This window comes from Streptomyces sp. NPDC004667 (assembly GCF_040609475.1).
In the GTDB taxonomy this organism is placed as follows: Bacteria; Actinomycetota; Actinomycetes; order Streptomycetales; family Streptomycetaceae; genus Streptomyces.
The window spans coordinates 55,898-74,245 of sequence record NZ_JBEXKC010000001.1; the positions used below are offsets into that span (position 1 = coordinate 55,898).

Genomic DNA, 18,348 nt, shown 5'->3' on the forward strand with positions numbered 1-18,348 from the left:
CGCGAGCCGTAGCCGTACGGCCTACGCCACGGTCGCCGGGGTGTCCCGCAGGGTGACGTTGGCGTGGCTCTCCTGGAAGCTCTGGTCGGAGACCAGGGTCAGCCGAGCCGTGGACTGGAGCTCCGCGAGGGTGGTGGAGCCGCAGGACACCATCGTGGTCTTGAGCTTGGCGATGGTCAGGGCGAGTCCTTCGTTCAGGTCGCCGGCGTAGGGGACGTAGCCGTCGACGCCCTCCTCGAAGATCAGGCCCTGGCCGCCCTGGCCGTAGCGCTGCCAGTTGCGGGCCCGGTTCGATCCCTCGCCCCAGTACTCCTTCACGAAGCCGTCCCGGGTGGGGAGCTTCGCGCCGGCGGCCTGGTCGAAGCGGGCGAAGTAGCGCCCCATCATGACGAAGTCGGCTCCCATCGCCAGCGCCAGGGCCACGTGGTAGTCGTGCACCAGACCGCCGTCGGAGCAGATCGGCACGTACTCTCCGGTGCGCTCGCGGAAGGCGTCCCTGGCCGCCGCGACGTCCAGGACCGCGCTGGCCTGGCCGCGGCCGATGCCCTTCTGGTCGCGGGTGATGCAGATGGAGCCGCCGCCGACGCCGACCTTGACGAAGTCCGCTCCGGCCTCGGCGAGGAAGGTGAACGCCTCCCCGTCGACGACGTTGCCGCCGCCGACCGGGATCTCCGGGTAGTTCTTCTTCACCCAGGTCAGGGCTTGCGCCTGCCAGTCGCTGTAGCCGTCGGAGGAGTCGAAGCACAGGGCGTCCGCGCCCGCCTCCAGCAGGGCGGGGACGCGCTCCCGGTAGTCGTGGGTGTTGATGCCCGCGCCCACGCGCAGGCGCTTGGCGCTGTCCACGGCCTGGGTCGGGAAGCGCTTGTTGTCCGCGTAGTCGGACCGGAACACCAGGTACTGCAGGTGGCCTTCGGCGTCCACCACGGGGAGGCAGTCCAGCCGCTGGTCCCACAGCCGGGCGTTGGCCTCGGAGAGCGTGGTGTCGGCCCCGGCATGGGGCAGGTCGGCGACGGCGGTCATCCGGCCGCCCACCGGACCGTCGAGGTCATGGCGCCGGGGGTGGAAGTCGCGGGAGGTGACCAGGCCGAGCAGGCGCCCGGTGGCGCTGCCGTCGTGGGTGACCGCGGCGGTGCTGTGACCGGTGCGTTCCATGACGGCGACCAGGTGGCTCAGGCTGTCGTCGGGGCGGACGTTGGTGTCGCTGGTGACGAACCCGGCCTTGAAGTTCTTCACCTGGCGGACGGCCGCGGCCTGGTCCCGTATCGACTGGTTGTGGTGCAGGAAGCTCAGACCGCCGTTGCGCGCGAGCGCGATCGCGAGTTCCGGTGTGCTGACCGCCTGCATGATCGCTGACGTGAACGGGGAGCCGAGTTCGATCGCCGACCGCTCGCCCACGACGTGCCGCACCAGGGGCGTGTGCAGGTCGACCGTCGCCGACGAGCAGTCGGTGCGGGTCCTGTTCGGCAAGAGCAGGAACTCGTTGAACGTCCTCGAGACCTCGGCGATGATCTGTGCCACTCGTTCCTCCTGGCCCGTCGACCGGGACCCGATCGCCCGGCCGTGAAGACCGCCCCGGTTTCACGGGACGCGGGCAGGAGGTGCCGGCATGGCGGCCGTAGAGGTGCCACGGGTGGTGACAGAGCCCTGACCCGCCCGTGGTTCGAACCGGGTGCGGTCGTGACCCGAGACTCTATCGATCATCGCGTCGCCACACGAATCCCGACCGGCCTCCCCCTCACCGCCAATCGCCTTTCCCGGGCGGCTCGTTCGGGCCCTCGGCCCCTCGGTCGCGCTCCGCGGTCCCGTCGGCGGGGGTGGGGCACGCGGCCGGAGGAGCCCGGCGGCGGTTTCCGGTCAGGTGGCCGGGGAAAGGCCTCGTCGGGGTGGGGGCGGGGGCGGCAGAATCGGCCGCCGGTACGGTTTCGAGGGGGCGGTCATGGCAGTGGGAACAGGGCACGGAACGGACGCGGGTACGGAGGTCCCCGCCCTGGAGGGCGTCCCGTTGCTCGGGTCGCTCCTCGACCTGAAGGCGGACTCCCTGGGCACCTATCTGCGCGCCCGCCGGCACCACGGGGACGTCGTGCGGATCTCGGCAGGTCCGCCCGGGCTGCGCGCCGAGCTGTACTGCGTCTTCTCCGCGGAGGGCGCCCAGCGGGTGCTGGCCACCGAGTCCGCCAACTTCCGCAAGGACAACCCCTTCTACCAGGAGATCCGGGAGTCCTTCGGCAACGGTCTGCTGACCAGCCAGGACGAGGACTACCTGCGCCAGCGCCGGCTCGTGCAGCCGCTGTTCACCCGCAAGCGGGTGGACGGCTACGCCGACGCCGTCGCCGCCGAGACCGCGAGCACCCTCGCCGGCTGGGAGGACGGCGGGGACGGGGTCGTCGACGTCGGCGAGGAGATGACGCACCTGGCCCTGCGCGCCGTGGCCCGGATCCTCTTCGGCACCGACGTGGACGCCACGGTGGACGTCGTGGACCGGTGCTTCCCCGTCATCACGGAGTACGTGCTGCGCCGCGGCTACTCCCCCGCCAACGTGCCGCGCGGCTGGCCGACCCCGGGCAACCGGCGGGCGGCGGCGGCGATGCGGGAGCTGTACGCCGTCTGCGACGGGATCGTGGCGGCGCGCCGGGACGCCCCGGAGGGGCGGGGGGCGGGCGGCGAGGACCTGCTGACCCTGCTCGCCGCCGCGCAGAGCACGGGAGACGACGGCTTCGACGCGGCCGAACTGCGCGACCAGGTACTGGTCTTCCTGCTGGCCGGCCACGAGACGACCGCCACCTCGCTGTCCTTCGCCCTGCACCTGCTCGGCCGCCACCCCGAGGAGCAGGCGCGGGCCCGCGAGGAGGTCCTCCGCGTGCTGGGCGACCGTACGCCGCAGGCCGCCGACCTGGACCGGCTCCCGTACCTCACCCAGGTACTCAAGGAGGCGATGAGGCTCTACCCGGCCGCCCCCGTCATCGGCCGCGAGGCCGTGGCCGCCACCGTGATCGACGGCCACACGGTCCCGGCGGGCGCGACCGTGATCCTGGCGCCCTGGGTGACGCACCGCCACCCCCGGTACTGGAGCGACCCGGACCGTTTCGACCCCGGCCGCTTCGCCCCGGAGGCGGAAGCGGCCCGTCCCCGCTACGCCTGGTTCCCCTTCGGCGGCGGCCCGCGCGCCTGCATCGGGCAGCACTTCTCGATGCTGGAGTCGGTGATCGCGCTGGCGATGGTCCTGCGCGCCTACGAGTTCGAGGCGGTGGACACCGAGGTGCCGGTGAGCGCCGGGATCACCCTGCGCACGACGGGCCCGGCCCGCTGCCGGATCCGCCGCGTCCGGCCCTGAGCCGGGATCAGCGGTAGTCGTCGGGGTGGTCCTGCATCCAGGTGTTGATCTCGTCGCGGGTGCCGATGAGGGTGCTCTGGTGCTTCTTCAGGTTCTCGAAGGTGCGGTCGCCGCCGAGCTCCAGGTCGAGCTTCGCCACGGCGGCGATCGGCTCGGGGAAGTGGCCGGGGCCCTTCGGATCGGCCTTCATCGCGCGGTCCATCCGGTGGAGTTCGTCGTGGACCCGGCCGAGGAAGTAGGCGCAGTTCCCCGGGGTGCAGGATTCGCCCAGGGTGGCCTGGAGCCCAGCGAAGGCGTCCCGGACCTTCTCCGGCCCGGGGGTGGCGGGCACACCGCCGTCGGCCGGGGACGCCATGGGCGGGGTGCCGCCCGGAACGCGGGGCGAGGGCGCCGCGCTCGCGGCGCCGGACGGGCCGGAGGCGGTGGACACCGGTGACGGGTCGGACGGCGCGGACGCGGAGGGCGCCTGCGACGGGGCAGAAGAGGCCTTGGGCGTGGCGTCGTTGCCGCAGGCCGCGGTGAGGACGGCCAGGGACAGCGCCAGTGCGGCGGTGGTCGCCCGGCGGGCGGTGGTGGTTGTGGTGGACCTGAACATCGGATTCCCCCCGAAGTGCGATGATCAACGACCCTACCCGCCCGTTTCCCCCTGGACTGCCGCCGGGGTGTGGTTGCCCTGGAGCCGCGCGAGGTCCGAGGGCCGGACCTGGATCACGAACAGGGCGATGGCCGCGCCGACCAGGGTGAAGGCCGCGGCCGCCACGAAGGCCGTGCTCACGCCGGAGGTGAGCACCTGGTCGGCCCAGGGCTTGGGGAGCTGGTGGGTGTGTGCGAAGAGGAGCTTCTGCGCGGGGGTGGAGGAGCTCAGGAAGTCCGGGACCTGCTCCTTGGCCTCGTTGCGGCTGGCCGTGCCGAACACGGTCACCAGGATGGAGAGGCCGAGCGAGCCGCCTATCTGCTGCATCGTGTTGAGCAGGCCGGACGCGGCACCCGACTCCCGGTCGGGCACGTTGGACAGGGCCATCAGGGTCAGCGAGACGAACTGCAGGCCCATGCCGGTGGCGAAGACCAGCATCGGGCCGAGGATGCTGCCCGGGTACGTCGAGTCGACGTCGATCCGGGTCAGCCAGGCCAGCCCGGCCGCGCAGCACAGGGCTCCGGTGACCATGAAGGGTTTGGGCCCGAACCTGGGGAGCAGCTGCGAGGTGACGCCGGCGGCCATCGCGATCATCACGCTGACCGGGAGGAAGGCGAGCCCCGCCTGCAGCGGGCTGAAGCCGAGGACGTTCTGCACGAAGAGCGTGAGGAAGAAGAACATGCCGAAGATCGCGCAGGCGAGGAAGAGCATGATCCCGTAGGTGCCGGCCCGGTTGCGGTCGGCGAACATGTGCAGCGGGGTGATCGGCTGCGGCGAGTGCCGCTCGTTGAGGACGAAGAGGGAGAGCAGGACCACGGCGGCGACGAAGGAGCCGATCGTGTAGGGGTCGTCCCAGCCCTCCTGGGACGCGCGGATGAACCCGTAGACGAGGGCGACCATGCCGGTGGTCGACAGCAGCGCGCCGGCGAGGTCGAAGTGTCCGGGGTGGCGTTCGGATTCGTGCAGGACCCGTGTCGCGAGCACGGCGATCAGCACGGCGATGGGGACGTTGACGAAGAACACCCAGCGCCAGTTGAGCCATTCGACGAGGACCCCGCCCGCGAGGAGGCCGATCGCGCCGCCGCCCGCCGAGACGGCGGAGAAGACGCCGAAGGCCCGGTTGCGGGCCGGGCCTTCGCGGAAGGTGGTGGTGATCAGGGCGAGCGCGGTGGGTGAGGCGATGGCGCCGCCGACGCCCTGGAGGGCCCGGGAGGCCATCAGCTGGCCCTCGTTCTGGGCGAAGCCGCCGAGCAGGGAGGCGAGGCCGAAGAGCAGGACACCGAAGATGAAGACGCGCTTCCTGCCGAGGATGTCGCCGGTCCGCCCGCCGAGCAGGAGCAGTCCGCCGAACGTGAGGGTGTACGCGTTGACCACCCAGGACAGGCTCTCCGTCGAGAAGTCGAGCGCGGTCTGGATGTGTGGTAGCGCGATGTTCACGATGGTGATGTCGAGAACGACCATGAGCTGGCAGGAGGCGATCACGAACAGGGCCAGCCCTTTTCCGCCCCCTCGGACCGTGCCGTCGGTCCCCTTGTTGGTCGGCAGAGCGTTCGGGTCCACTAGTCGACGCTATGCCCGCACCCCGGGGGTCACCACTCGAACGGCCCAGTCCTCCGCCACTGTCTATGCTATGTGATATTGCACATGTCAGACTGAGATCATGGACGACTTCCTCAGGCTCTCCGCCGACACGGCCCGGTTCACCCACGGAGCGCCCCGCGCCCTCGCGTTCGGCGACGACGGCCGCCTCCTGTGGTTCCTGCGCTCCACGGGACTCGCCGACGCCCTCGAATCCCTCTGGGTGCTCGACACCGCAACCGGCACCGAAACCCTGCTCGCCGACCCCCGTGCGCTCTCCCCCGAGCCCGGAGAACTCCCCGTCACCGAAAGGCGCCTGCGCGAGCGCACCCGGCTCGTCGCCGCCGGGATCGGCTCGTACGCCCTCTCCGGCGACGGCCGCAGCGCCGCCTTCCCCCTGTACGGGCGGCTCTACCGGGTCACCTGGGACGGCTCCGGCGGCCCCGCGGAGATACCCGCCGCCGGCCCCGCCCTCGACCCGCGCCCCAACGCCGACGGCTCGCGCACCGCGTACGTCGCCGACGACGCCCTCCACGTCGCCCCGGGCGGCCGGATCAGCCCCGACGACGGGGCACGCTGGGGCGTCGCCGAGTTCGCCGCCGCCGAGGAGCTCGGGCGCGCCCGCGGCCACTGGTGGTCCCCGGACGGGGTCACCCTGCTCGCCGCCCGGGTCGACGAGAGCGCCCTTCAGCGGCGCTGGTTCGCCGACCCGGCCCACCCCGAGCTGCCCGCCGAGGACTTCGCCTACCCCGAGGCGGGCGGCCCCAACGCCGACGTCCAGCTGTGGGTGCTGGGCCCGGACGGCAGCCGCGTGCGCCTCGACTGGGACGCGACGACCCACCCCTACGTCTCGGACGCCGGCTGGGAGTCGCCGACGGAGATCCTGCTGACCGTCCAGGACCGGCTCCAGCGCAGCGTCCTGCTGCTCAGCGCCGACCCGGCCACCGGCCGCACGCGGGAGCTGTCGGCCACCACGCACCCCCAGTGGGTGGACCCGCTGGTGCCCGGCACCCCGGCCCGGCTGCCCGACGGGCGGATGCTCACCGCCGCCGACACCCCCGGCGGGGCCGCGCGCGGCCTGGCCCTCGACGGGAAGCCGCTCACCGGTGACGGGATCCAGGTCCGCCGCGTGGCCGGGATCCACGAGGGCCGGCTGCTGATCGAGGCCGGACTGCGCGACCCCGCCGAGCAGCAGGTGCTGCTGCTGGACCCGGACACCGGAGCGCTGACCCCGCTCGCCGACGGGCCCGGGGTGCACTCCGCAGAGGCCTCCTCCGGGACGCTGCTGCTGACCTCGGCCGACGCCGACGGCTTCCGGCGCACCGTGCGCACCGCCGACGGCCGTGCGTTCGTCCCCCGCGACCTGTCGGCGCCGCTGCCGTACCGCGTGGTCCCCGTCCTGGAGCGGGTCACCGAGCACGGCGTGCCCACCGCCCTCGTCCTGCCGCGCGACCACGTCCCGGGGCGGCGGCTGCCCGTACTGATGGACAGCTACGGCGGCCCCGGCTTCCAGGACGTGTCCGCCGAGCCGCGCCGCTGGCAGGCCCGGCAGTGGTGGGCCGACCAGGGCTTCGCCGTGGTCACCGTCGACAACCGGGGCACCCCCTACGTCTCCCCCGCCTTCACCCACGCGATGTACCGGGGCTTCTCCGAGGTCACCCTGGAGGACCAGGTCGCGGCCCTGCGGGCGCTGGGCGCCCGGCACGGCGACCTGGACCTCGGCCGGGTCGGCGTACGCGGCTGGTCCTACGGCGGCTACCTCGCGGCCATGGCCGTACTGCGCCGCCCCGACGTCTTCCACGCGGCGGCCGCGGGGGCCGCTCCGACCGACTTCCGGCACTACGACACGGCGTACACCGAGCGGTACCTGGGGCTTCCGCAGGAACACCCCGAGGTGTACGAGCGGGACTGCCTGCTCCCCGACGCGCCGAAGCTGACCCGGCCGCTGCTGCTGGTCACGGGCCTGGCCGACGACAACGTCCACCCCTCCCACACCCTGCGCCTGTCCCGCGCCCTGACCGACGCGGGCCGCCCGCACCGGCTGCTGGCCCTGCCGGGCGTCACCCACATGACCCCGGGCGGGACGCGCGAGAAGGTGATGGCACAGGAACTGGCCTTCTTCCGCCGCGAACTGGCCGTCTCCTAGCGGTACGCGGTACGCGAAGGGCCCCGCGGACGGCTTCGTCCGCGGGGCCCTCCTTCTTCCCCTGGATCCCCGTCAGTCACCGGGGAAGTGGCAGGCCACCTCTCGGGAGGCGGCGATCCGCAGGAGCGGGCGCTCCGTTCGGCAGATGTCCTGGGCCTTGGGGCACCTGGGGTGGAAGGTGCAGCCCGGGGGCGGGGCCGCCGGGCTCGGCGGGTCGCCGAGCAGGACGATCCGCTCGCGCCGCCGTTCCGCCGCCGGGTCGGGCAGCGGGACGGCCGACAGCAACGCCCTGGTGTAGGGGTGCTGCGGGTCCTCGTAGAGGGACTTCTTGTCCCCGATCTCGACGATCCGGCCGAGGTACATGACGGCGACGCGGTCGCTGACCCGTTTGACGACCGAGAGGTCGTGCGCGATGAACACGTAGGCGAGGCCCAGCTCCCCGCGCAGCCGCTCCATCAGGTTGACGATCTGCGCCTGGACGGAGACGTCGAGGGCGGAGACCGGCTCGTCCGCGACGATGAGCCGGGGGTTGGTGGCCAGGGAGCGGGCGATGCCGATGCGCTGGGCCTGGCCGCCGGAGAACTCGTGCGGGTAGCGGTCGATGTGCTCCGGGATCAGTCCGGTCAGCTCCATCAGCTCGGCGGCCCGGCGGCGGGCGTCCGCCGCGCTCCAGCCCTGCACCAGCAGCGGGTCGGAGATGATCCGGGCCACGGTCTGGCGGGGGTTGAGGGAGGAGTGCGGGTCCTGGAAGACCATCTGGATGTTCCTACGCAGGGGCCGCAGGGCGCCCTGGGAGAGCCGGCTGATGTCCTTGCCGTCAAAGGTGACGCTGCCGGAGGTGGGTTCCAGCAGCCGCACCAGCATCCGGCCGGTGGTGGACTTGCCGCAGCCCGATTCCCCGACCAGGCCCAGGGTCCGGCCCGCGGCCAGGTCGAAGGAGATCCCGTCGACGGCCCGCACGGGCGCGCCGCGGCGGCCGGTCAGGGTGCGCCGGCCGGGGAAGGTCATGGTCAGGTCCCGGACGGAGAGCAGCGGCCGCTCGGGGGTCTCGGTGCCGGTCATCGGGCCGCCTCCTCGGGGGTGCGCACGCCCGCGAAGTGGCAGGCCACGGTGTGCCGCGGGCCGTCCCCGTACGGGACGAACAGCGGCCGTTCCCCGGTGCAGCGGGCGGCGGCCCGGTTGCAGCGGGGGGCGAAGGCGCAGCCCGGGGCGGGGGCCAGCAGGGACGGCGGGGAGCCTGGGATGGAGGGCAGGGGGGCGTCGTCGGGGGTGTCGAGGCGGGGCAGGGAGTCGAGCAGGCCCCGGGTGTAAGGGTGGGCGGGCGCGGCGAACAGTTCGTCGGCGGAGGCCTGTTCGGCGGCGCGGCCGCCGTACATGACGAGCACCTCGTGGGCGACGCGGGCGACCACCCCGAGGTCGTGGGTGATCATCACGACGCCGAGGCCGCGCTCCTGCTGGAGGCGGGCGATCAGGTCCAGGATCTGTGCCTGCACGGTGACGTCGAGGGCGGTGGTGGGCTCGTCGGCGATCAGCAGGTCGGGCTCGCAGGCCAGGGCCATGGCGATCATGGCGCGCTGGCGCATGCCGCCGGAGAACTGGTGCGGGTACTCCCCCGCGCGGCGGGCCGGTTCGGGGATGCCGACCTCGCCGAGCATGTCGACCGCCCGTTTGCGGGCGGCGGCCCGCCCGGCCCGGAAGTGGACCCGGAAGTGCTCGGCGATCTGCTCGCCGACGGTGTAGTAGGGGTGCAGGCTGGACAGCGGGTCCTGGAAGATCATGGCCATCCGGCGGCCGCGCACCGCGGACAGCTCCTTCTCGGAGAGTCCGGTGAGTTCCCGTCCGGCGAGGCTGACGGAGCCGGTGACCTCGGCGCCGGCCCGGTGCAGGCCCATGACGGCGAGCGAGGTGACGGACTTGCCGGAGCCGGATTCGCCGACGATGCCCAGGGTGCGTCCGGCCTCGACGGTGAAGCCGAGGGAGTCGACGGCCCGGACGGTGCCGCGCGGGGTGGTGAACGTGACGCGCAGGTCGCGCACTTCGAGCAGGGGGGGTGCGGTGGTCATCAGTACCTGACCCTCGGGTCGACGACGGCGTACAGGAGGTCGACGACGAGGTTCGCGACGACGATGAAGAAGGCGGCGAGCAGGGTGACCCCGAGGACCACGGGCTGGTCGGAGCTGACGAGCGCCCCGTAGAACAGCCGGCCGATGCCGGGGAGTCCGAAGATGGACTCGGTGATCACGGCTCCGGCGAGGAGCCCGCCGAGGTCGATGCCGAAGATGGTGAGGATCGGGGTCATCCCGGAGCGCAGTCCGTGTTTGACCACGACGGTGCGCTCGGGCATGCCCTTGGCGCGGGCGGTGCGGATGTACGGCTCGGCCATCGCCTCGATCATCGAACCGCGGCTCTGGCGCGCGTACATGGCGGCGTAGAGCAGGGCGAGGGCGGTCCAGGGCAGCAGCAGGTTAGAGGCCCAGGCGAGCGGGTCGTCGGTGAGGGCCTGGTAGCTGGGGTACGGGAGCAGGTCGGCGACGCGGATGACCCCGTAGATCAGCATGACGGAGGTGAAGTAGACGGGCAGGGAGGCGGCGGCGACGGCGCCGACCATCAGGGTCTTGTCGGTGGCGGTGTCCTTGCGCAGGGCGGCGGTGACCCCGGCGCCGAGGCCGAGCAGCAGCCACAGGACGGCGGCGCCGACGGCGAGGGAGGCGGAGACGGGGAGCCGGTCCATGAGGAGGTCCCAGACGGGCAGGGAGTTCTCGTAGGAGTAGCCCAGGCACGGGAAGTCGCAGTGGACGGCGAACTGTCCGGTGCCGAGGGTACGGCCGGTGAAGATGCCGGTGAGGAAGTCGCCGAACTGCTTCCAGACGGGCTGGTCGAGGCCGAGGTACTGCCTGACGTCGGCGAGCCGTTCGGCGCTGCACGTCTTGCCGCAGGCGGCGGCGGCCGGGTCGGCGGGCAGGACGTAGAAGATGAGGAAGGTGACGGCGGCGATCGCGAGGAGCACGCCGGCGAGGGCGAGCAGGCGGCGGGCGAGGTAGAGGATCACGTGCGGCCGCCCCTCGGGTCGAGGATGTCGCGCAGGGCGTCGCCGAGGAGGGTGAAGGCGAGCACGGCGAGGAAGAGGAAGACGCTCGGGATGACGAAGTACATGGGGTCGGTCTCGTAGAAGGCCACGGACTCGGCGATCATCTGGCCCCAGGAGGGGGTGGGCGGGCGCACGCCCACGCCGAGGTAGCTGAGGGCGGCCTCGGTGCTGATCATGCCGGGGATGAGCAGGGTGGTGTAGGCGATGACCGGGCCCGAGACGCCGGGGAGGATGTCGCGGGTCAGGATCCGCCAGGAGCTCGCGCCGCCGACACGGGCGGCGTCGACGTACTCGCGGTGCTTGAGCGACAGGGTCTGGCCGCGGACGACGCGGGCGACGCCGGGCCAGCCGAAGAGGCCGATGACGCTGGTCATCAGGACGATCCGGTTGACGTCCTTGGCCACCGACAGCATCGCGATCATGAAGATCAGCGAGGGGAAGGACATGGTGAGGTCCATGAGCCGGGACAGGACGGCGTCGGTGCGGCCGCCGAAGTAGCCGGCGGCGATCCCGGCGGCGGTGCCCGCGAGGACGACGATGGCGGTGGCGGCGAAGGCGATCAGGAGGGAGACCTGGGCGCCGTGGACGACGCGGGCGAACAGGTCGCGTCCGGTGACGGGTTCCACGCCGAGCCAGTGCTCGGGGCTGATCCCGCCGAGGGAGCCGAGGGGCTGTCCGCCGAGGTAGGGGTCGACGGCGGCCTTGTCGTACTCGTCCGGGGACCAGCCGCCGAGGGCGCTCAGCCAGGGGGCGGCCAGGGCCATCAGAACGAAGAGGAGGACGACGCCGAGGCTGACGCGGACGGCGGGACGGCGGCGCAGTTCCCGGCGGGCGAGCTGCCAGGGGCTGCTGCCCGGGGGTACGTCCTTGGCAGGCGTCCCGGCCGGGGCCGCCTCGGGGGCGGCGCCGGATGCGGTGGTGGTCATGGTGTCTTCAGGCCCCGGCTTCTCAGCCCTGGCTCTTCGACGGGTCCTTGAGGCCGATGCTCCCGTAGTCGACGGTGCCGGTCCACACGGGGTGGCCGTAGGCGCCGGCGATGTTGGGGCCGACGAGCAGCGGCTTGCGCTCCAGGAGGACCGGGATGGACGGGGCCTTCTTCATGATCTCGGCGTCGAGGTCGATCCAGGCCTGGTTGGCCTGCTTGGCGTCGGCCATGGCGTTGATCTCGTCGATCCGCTTCATGGTGGCCTCGTCGCGGAACTGGGCGTAGTTGCCCTGGTTGCCCTTGTCCTTGATGGTGCGTCCGTCGAAGACGAAGGGGAGCCAGGTGGAGCCGGAGGGGTAGTCGGGGCACCAGCCGGTGTAGGTCATGTCGGGGGTGGTGGAGAGGTCGCCGATGACGTCGTAGTAGGCGCCGGGGTCGACGGTGTCGATGACGACCTCGACGCCGGCCCGGGCCAGGCCCTGCTGGAGGGCCTCCGCCTTGCCCTTGTCCCCGGTGGAGACGGCGAGGGAGACCTTCAGGTGCTCCTTGCCTGCGGCCTTGAGCAGTTCCTTGGCCTTGGCGGGGTCGCCGGAGGCGGGGATCTTCAGGGTGTCGGCCTGCTTGCCGCCGGTGAGGGCCGGGGGCAGGTAGGCGGTGGCGGCCTCGTTGAGGGCGGGGCCGCCGCCGGCGGTGATGACGGCTTCCTTGTCCACGGCGTACTGCATGGCCTCGCGGACCTTGGGGTCGTTGAAGGGGGCGCGGGAGTTGTTCAGGTGGAGCATGACCGTACAGCCCTGGGACTCGGCGAGCAGGCGGGCCTTGACCTCGGGCTTGGGCAGGACCTTGGCGGCGCTCTCGGGGCGCATGTTGGCGAACTCGACGGTGGAGGCGTCGGCGCCCTCTCCGGCGATGATGCGGTCGTCGATCTGGCCGCCCTTGAGGCCCATGACGACGACGAACCGGTCCGGGTAGGCCTTGCGGACGGTGTCGGTCTTCGGGTCCCAGTGCTCGTTGCGGACGAGGACCAGCTTCTTGTCGCGGTCGTACGTCTCGATCTTGTACGGGCCGGAGGAGAAGGGACGGGCGTCGTACTGGGTGCCCTTCTCCTGGGACTGGGGCACCGGCGCGAAGGTGGGGAGGGTGGCGGTCTGGGAGAACTCGGCGACGGGGCGCTTGAGTTCGAAGACGATCGTGCGGTCGTCGGGGGTCTTGACGGAGTCGAGGTGCTTGCCGTCCAGGGGGCCCTTGTAGCCCTCGGTGCCGGCCAGGTACTGGGCGGCGTAGTCGGGGCCGCCGGTGAGGTCGGGGGCGAAGGAGCGCTCGACGTTGTACTTGATGTCCTGGGCCTTGATCGGCGAGCCGTCCTCGTACTTCACGCCCTCCTTGAGGGTGAAGGTCCAGGTCCTGCCGCCGTTGGAGGGGGTCCCGAGGTCGGTGGCGAGGTCGGGGACCAGTTCGCTGCCGCCCTTGCCGGGCTCGGCCTTGAAGGTGACGAGCGTGCGGTAGAGCAGGCGGGTGCCGAAGTCGATGGTCGGCAGCACCCAGTTGCGGGCGGGGTCGAGGTGGGCGAAGTCCTGGTTGGACAGGACGGTGAGGGTGCCGCCCTTCACGGGGGTGCCGCCGAGGGTCTTGCCGTCGTTGGCGGCGGCCGGGTTGGCCGCGGAGGGGCCGGAGTTCGCGCCCTTCTTGGGGTCGGAGCAACCCGAGGCACCGAGTGCGAGAGCGGCCACCACGGCGGTGGCGAGGGCGAGTTGGGTGCGCTTGGTCATGGGTCACTCCAGTGAAGGGCCGCGCTTTAGGATGTGACCGGTAACATAGTAATGTGAAATTGTACTGACAAGGGGTTGGCGCCGCCGTTATCCAGCCGTGTCCAAGTCCGGCTGTCCGAGCGGGAGTTGGGGCTACCGGGTGACCCCCGCAGCTCGGCTGCGGGGGTGGCCCGACGAGGCGGACCGGCTCAGTGCGGCGAACCGGCCGGTTCCATGTCCTTGTCCTCGTGCTTGTCCCCGTGCTTGTCCCCGTGCTTGCCCGTGACCGGACGGAAGTTGCCGTTCGTCACGCAGCCGAGGTTCCGGTAGATCCGGTCGTTCGTCTGCGGGTCGAGGCCGACGAAGTGGTACTGGCAGGCTCCCTCGATGAACCTGCCTTCGATGCCGCCGGGGAAGTCGATCTCCTTGTTCCACAGGAACGGCGACTGGAGGCCCGTCTGCCGGGCGGTGGCGTTGATGTCGATCCCGCCGGGAGCCTGGATCGCGTAGACCCAGCCGTCGTTCCCGCCTCCCGTGGCGAACTCCTGGGCCACCCACCGCTCACAACTGGTGCTCACGTGCGCGGCGTTCTGCTGCCCGGCTCCCCCGATGATCCACTGCGAGAGCGGGGTGAGGTCCGAGCCCCGGGGGGTGAAGCCGCTGTTGAAGATGGCCTGGGGGTCGGGCCGCGTGTCGCCGCGCCACAGGGTGTTCACGTCGTGCCGCCAGTACCAGGCCTCGCTCACCGCGGCGAGGTCCACCTGCGGCCGGATCCCGGGGTCCGTCGTGGTCTGCAGCCACTCCGACGCCCGGTAGCCGCCGGTCGGGCCGCAGGGGCCGGTATCGCGGATCTGTTGCGGGGTACCCGGGTACGGGTCCGTCGCGGCGCCGGCGGGCGAGCCGAACGCCAGCGACACGGTGACCAGGGCGGTGGCGGAGGCAAGCCGCAATGCAGTCTTCAGCATGACTGGGAACCCATCACTCGGTGCACATGACCTGGTGTTGGTAGACGGATTCCGGGCGGAATCGACCTCCGTTCGCGACGATCACCCTTGGGCGCCACGAGCTCCACCCGCCCGGCGCACCCCCACGCTCACCGCGCCGGCGCCGCCGGTGTCACTGGATGCCCGACCCGAGGCCGCCCGGGGTGCGGCCGACCGGTTCGTCACGGCCCTGCGCCCAGAGGGAACGGACATGACCGAGGTGGCGCTGCATGCAGGCCTCGGCCGCGTCGGAGTCGCCCGTCAGCATCAGGTCGAGGAGCTCGATGTGCTCCTCGGCGGAGGAGACCAGCTTGCCGGCCTCGTCCAGGCCCGTCAGGCCGTAGAGGCGGGAGCGCTTGCGCAGGTCGCCGACGGTCTCCACGAGGCGGTCGTTGCCCGCCAGGGCCAGCAGGGAGAGGTGGAAGCGGCGGTCGGCCTCCAGGTACCCGATGAGGTTGTGCTCGCGGGCGCTGGTGACGATCTCCTCGGCGATGGGGCGCAGGGCCTCCAGCTGTTCGGCCGTGGCGATCTTCGTGATCCGCCCGACGGTCGGGACCTCGATCATCGTCCGCAGTTCCGTGTACTGGTCGAGGTCGCGCTCGCTGACCTCGGTGATCCGGAAACCCTTGTTGCGGACCGGCTCGACCAGGCCCTCCCGGGCCAGGTCGAGCATGGCTTCGCGCACGGGCGTGGCCGAGACGCCCAGTTCGGCCGCGAGGCCGGGGGCCGAGTACACGCTTCCGGGGCGCAGTTCCCCGGCGATCAGGGCCGCTCGGAGGGCGTGGCCGACCTGGTCGCGGAGCCGTTCCTGGGCCTTGATGAGACTGTGCTGCTTCAGGTCACCCATGTGCTTTTCCTCCGAGACCCCCGACACCACGACGAGAAGAGGAACAGCGTACAATGTCACGTTGCGCTACTCGTCCCGGCGGCCTCGAACACCGCGACCGCCACGGCAAGATCCTCCCAGGCCATGCCCACGCTCTTGAAGAGCTGTGGACAACCCGTCCGCCCTCCCGACGGAATCCGCCCGGTGACCAGGTCGGCGAGCGTTCCGCTGATATGACCGGGCCCGATCGCCCCCTCCGCCTCCGGGACCAGCAGGTCCCCCGCCTCGCGCAGGGCCGCCGCGCGCGACTCCACGTACACGGCCGCACGCCGCACCAGGGCCGTGTCCGTCTCGCGGGCGCCCGGTTCGTGCGAGCCCACGGCCACCACCAGCGCCCCCGGGACCACCAGGCGCCCGTCGAAGAGCGGCTCGCGGGCCGTGGTGCAGCAGACGACCAGGTCCGCACCGGCCACGTCCCCCGGGGTGCCGGTGCGCGCCGCGACACCCCGCTCGCGGGCGTACGCGACGAGCGCTCCCGCCCGTCCGGGGTCACGGGCGACGACCACCGCCTCCGCGGGCTCCCGCTCCGCGAGCACCGCGTCGAGGTGCCCGTACGCCTGGGGCCCCGAGCCGAAGAGGACCAGCCGCCCCGCCGGCCCGGCCGGGGCCAGGTGGCGCAACGCCAGCGCGGACACCGCCGGGGTACGCAGGGCCGTCAGGGCCGCGCCGTCGAACAGGGCCACCGGGCACAGGGTCACCCCGTCGAGGAGCAGGTAGCTCCCGGTGATCCGGGGCAGGCCCCGCACCGGGTTGCCCGGCGCCACCCCGGCGATCTTCACCCCCGCGTAGCGCTCCGACGCGGCGGGCATCAGCAGCAGTTCGCCGCCCGGCGCGGCCAGGGAGCCGCGCTGCGGGCAGGCCTCCGGGTCGAGCCCGGCGCGCAGGGCCCCGGCGAGGGCGTCGGCCGCCCCGGCGGGGGTGAGCAGGCCCGCGATCCGCCCGGCGTCGAACTGCGGCAGCGCGGGCGCCGGGTGGGCGGGCGCCGGGTGGGCCGTCACAGGGGGAACCCCGTACCGAGGGCGTCGTGCGGATCGACGGTGAAGGTGTGCTCGCCGGTGCGGTAGGCCGTGCCGGTCACCTCCGTGACCCCGTCCTCCAGCATCCGGCCGGTGAACACCGTGCCCACCACCGACTCGTGCAGCAGGTCCTCCCCCGGCCCGAGCCGCCCGTCCTCCGCGAGCAGGGCGAGCCGGGCGGAGGTGCCGGAACCGCACGGGGAGCGGTCGATCTGTCCGTCCGCGAAGACGGTGACGTTGCGCTGGTACGGCCCGAAGGGGGTGTCGGGCAGCTCCTCGTACAGGACCACCCCGTACACCCCGGACAGCAGCGGCCCGTCCGGGTGCCAGGTGGCGGGGTGGGTGGCCAGCGCGGCCCGGATCTCCTGCCCGGCGCGCACCAGCTCGGGCAGCCCGGCGCGCGAGACCTCCAGGCCGAGGTCCCGGGCGGCGACGGAGGCGTAACAGGCCCCGGCGTGCGCGACGTCCACCTCCGCGATCCCCAGCGTGGTGGCCACCGGGACCTTGCGGGCGCCCACCCGGGCGGCGACGTTGCGGAAGGTGACCCCCGTGGTGCGGCCCCCGTCGCGGTGGACGGTGGCCCCGACCCGACCCGACGGGACGTCGATGCGCACCTGGACGTCCCCGTCGTGCGGAGCCGGGACCCGCCCGGTCTCCACCGCCCAGACGCCGAGCGCCATGGTGCCGTGGCCGCACGCGGTGGAGTAGCCGTCCTTGTGCCAGAACAGCACCCCGAAGTGCGCCCCGTCGTCGTCCGGGGGGACCACGAACCCGCCGTACATCCCGGCGTGCCCGCGCGGCTCCTGCACCAGCAGGCGCCGTACGTCGTCCAGCTCGCTCCGCCTCGGCGCGGTCCCGGAACCCCCGGGGCCGATGACGTTGGCGCAGCGCTCGGCGACGGTGTCCCCGGGGGCGGGCGCGATGTCGCCCGCCGTGAGGTCGACGATCCGGAAGGGCTCCCCCGCCGTGTGGTAGTCGGTGGTGCGGACGCTGATCACAGCAGGAACCCTCCGGGGAAGGGGTCGGTCGGGTCGAGGAAGTACTGGGCGGTGCCGGTGATCCAGGCCCGGCCGGTGACGGTGGGGACCACCGCCGGGAGACCGCCGACGGTGGTCCGCCCGGTGAGGCGGCCGGTGAACTCGGTGCCGATGAAGGACTCGTTGACGAAGTCGGTGTCGAGTGCGAGCAGGCCGCGGGCGTGCAGCTGGGCCATGCGCGCACTGGTCCCCGTACCGCAGGGCGAACGGTCGAACCAGCCCGGGTGGATGGCCATGGCGTGCCGGGAGCGGCGGGCGTCGGAGCCGGGGGCGGCGAGGTACACGTGCTTGACTCCGGCGATCGCCGGGTCCTCGGGGTGGACGGGACGGTCCGCGCCCGCGTTGACGGCGTCCATGATCGCCAGGCCGGCGGCGATCAGGTCCTCCTTGCGGGAGCGGTCGAAGGGGAGGCCGAGGTCGTCCAGTTCGACGAAGGCGTAGAAGTTCCCGCCGTAGGCGAGGTCGTAGGTGACCGTGCCGTATCCGGGGACCTCGGCCTTCAGGTCCAGGCCGACGCTGAAGGCCGGGACGTTGGTGAGGGTGACGGCGGTGGCCGCGCCGTCCTCGACCCGTACGTCCACGCTGACCAGACCGGCCGGGGTGTCGAGCCGGACCGTGGTGACCGGCTCGACGACCGGGACCATGCCGGTCTCGACCAGGACGGTGGCCACCCCGATCGTGCCGTGCCCGCACATCGGCAGCAGGCCCGACACCTCGATGTAGAGCACGCCGAAATCGGCGTCGGGCCGGGTGGGCGGCTGGAGGATGGCGCCGCTCATCGCCGCGTGGCCGCGCGGCTCGTACATGAGCAGGGTGCGGACGTGGTCCGTGTGCTCCATGAAGTGGAGCCGCTTCTCGGCCATGGTGGAGCCCGGGATCACCCCGACTCCCCCGGTGATCACCCGGGTGGGCATGCCCTCGGTGTGCGAGTCCACCGCGTGGTAGATGTGGCGCGTGCGCATGGGTTCCTCCTGGT

At 72.5% G+C, this 18,348-nt stretch carries 15 protein-coding genes; 2 read left to right on the forward strand and 13 right to left on the reverse strand.

The annotated features are described in order from the left end of the window. Positions 1-21: 21 nt before the first annotated feature. Positions 22-1,518, reverse strand: a complete 1,497-nt coding sequence (locus tag ABZW32_RS00215) for an IMP dehydrogenase (RefSeq protein ID WP_356209120.1) — start codon at positions 1,516-1,518, stop codon at positions 22-24. A 418-nt stretch (positions 1,519-1,936) separates the two neighbouring features. Between ABZW32_RS00215 and ABZW32_RS00220 the strand changes: the two genes are divergently transcribed. Then, positions 1,937-3,331, forward strand: a complete 1,395-nt coding sequence (locus ABZW32_RS00220; RefSeq protein ID WP_356209122.1) for a cytochrome P450 — start codon at positions 1,937-1,939, stop codon at positions 3,329-3,331. A gap of 7 nt (positions 3,332-3,338) precedes the next feature. Here ABZW32_RS00220 and ABZW32_RS00225 read toward each other — a convergent pair whose 3' ends face one another. Both ABZW32_RS00225 and ABZW32_RS00230 read right to left on the reverse strand, forming a co-directional pair. Continuing rightward, a complete protein-coding gene (locus ABZW32_RS00225; RefSeq protein ID WP_356209125.1) occupies positions 3,339-3,926 on the reverse strand; it encodes a hypothetical protein in 588 nt (195 codons plus the stop codon). A 33-nt stretch (positions 3,927-3,959) separates the two neighbouring features. Beyond that, a complete protein-coding gene (locus tag ABZW32_RS00230; protein WP_356209128.1) occupies positions 3,960-5,525 on the reverse strand; it encodes an MFS transporter in 1,566 nt (521 codons plus the stop codon). 100 nt (positions 5,526-5,625) lie between these two features. Between ABZW32_RS00230 and ABZW32_RS00235 the strand changes: the two genes are divergently transcribed. Then, positions 5,626-7,689, forward strand: coding sequence for a prolyl oligopeptidase family serine peptidase (locus tag ABZW32_RS00235; protein ID WP_356209130.1), 2,064 nt, complete (start codon positions 5,626-5,628; stop codon positions 7,687-7,689). A gap of 72 nt (positions 7,690-7,761) precedes the next feature. On the opposite strand, the gene ABZW32_RS00240 is transcribed toward ABZW32_RS00235, so the two are convergent. The 10 genes from ABZW32_RS00240 to ABZW32_RS00285 all read right to left on the reverse strand — a co-directional run bounded on the left by ABZW32_RS00240 (position 7,762) and on the right by ABZW32_RS00285 (position 18,334). Further along, positions 7,762-8,751, reverse strand: a complete 990-nt coding sequence (locus ABZW32_RS00240; protein ID WP_356209132.1) for an oligopeptide/dipeptide ABC transporter ATP-binding protein — start codon at positions 8,749-8,751, stop codon at positions 7,762-7,764. Further along, entirely contained in the window at positions 8,748-9,752 is a 1,005-nt protein-coding gene (locus ABZW32_RS00245) for an ABC transporter ATP-binding protein (protein ID WP_356209135.1), read from the reverse strand. The genes ABZW32_RS00240 and ABZW32_RS00245 overlap by 4 nt, the downstream gene beginning before the upstream one ends. Beyond that, positions 9,752-10,738, reverse strand: coding sequence for an ABC transporter permease (locus tag ABZW32_RS00250; protein ID WP_356209137.1), 987 nt, complete (start codon positions 10,736-10,738; stop codon positions 9,752-9,754). The genes ABZW32_RS00245 and ABZW32_RS00250 overlap by 1 nt, the downstream gene beginning before the upstream one ends. Further along, a complete protein-coding gene (locus ABZW32_RS00255; RefSeq protein ID WP_356209139.1) occupies positions 10,735-11,703 on the reverse strand; it encodes an ABC transporter permease in 969 nt (322 codons plus the stop codon). The genes ABZW32_RS00250 and ABZW32_RS00255 overlap by 4 nt, the downstream gene beginning before the upstream one ends. Positions 11,704-11,725: 22 nt before the next feature. Beyond that, complete coding sequence (locus tag ABZW32_RS00260; RefSeq protein WP_356209140.1) at positions 11,726-13,471, reverse strand: ABC transporter substrate-binding protein; 1,746 nt, start codon at positions 13,469-13,471, stop codon at positions 11,726-11,728. 188 nt (positions 13,472-13,659) lie between these two features. Further along, positions 13,660-14,415 (reverse strand): hypothetical protein, encoded by a 756-nt coding sequence (locus tag ABZW32_RS00265; protein WP_356209142.1) that lies wholly within the window; start codon positions 14,413-14,415, stop codon positions 13,660-13,662. A gap of 151 nt (positions 14,416-14,566) precedes the next feature. After that, positions 14,567-15,280 (reverse strand): GntR family transcriptional regulator, encoded by a 714-nt coding sequence (locus tag ABZW32_RS00270; RefSeq protein WP_356209145.1) that lies wholly within the window; start codon positions 15,278-15,280, stop codon positions 14,567-14,569. Between the two features lie 56 nt (positions 15,281-15,336). Next, the gene (locus ABZW32_RS00275) at positions 15,337-16,317 is read right to left on the reverse strand and encodes an ornithine cyclodeaminase family protein (RefSeq protein WP_356209148.1); all 981 of its coding nucleotides are present in this window, start codon (positions 16,315-16,317) and stop codon (positions 15,337-15,339) included. Beyond that, on the reverse strand, positions 16,314-17,333 hold the full coding sequence (locus ABZW32_RS00280; RefSeq protein WP_356209150.1) for a proline racemase family protein: 1,020 nt from the start codon (positions 17,331-17,333) through the stop codon (positions 16,314-16,316). Before ABZW32_RS00280 ends, ABZW32_RS00275 begins: the two co-directional genes overlap by 4 nt. Beyond that, on the reverse strand, positions 17,330-18,334 hold the full coding sequence (locus ABZW32_RS00285; RefSeq protein ID WP_356209152.1) for a proline racemase family protein: 1,005 nt from the start codon (positions 18,332-18,334) through the stop codon (positions 17,330-17,332). The genes ABZW32_RS00280 and ABZW32_RS00285 overlap by 4 nt, the downstream gene beginning before the upstream one ends. Between the last annotated feature and the right edge of the window lie 14 nt (positions 18,335-18,348).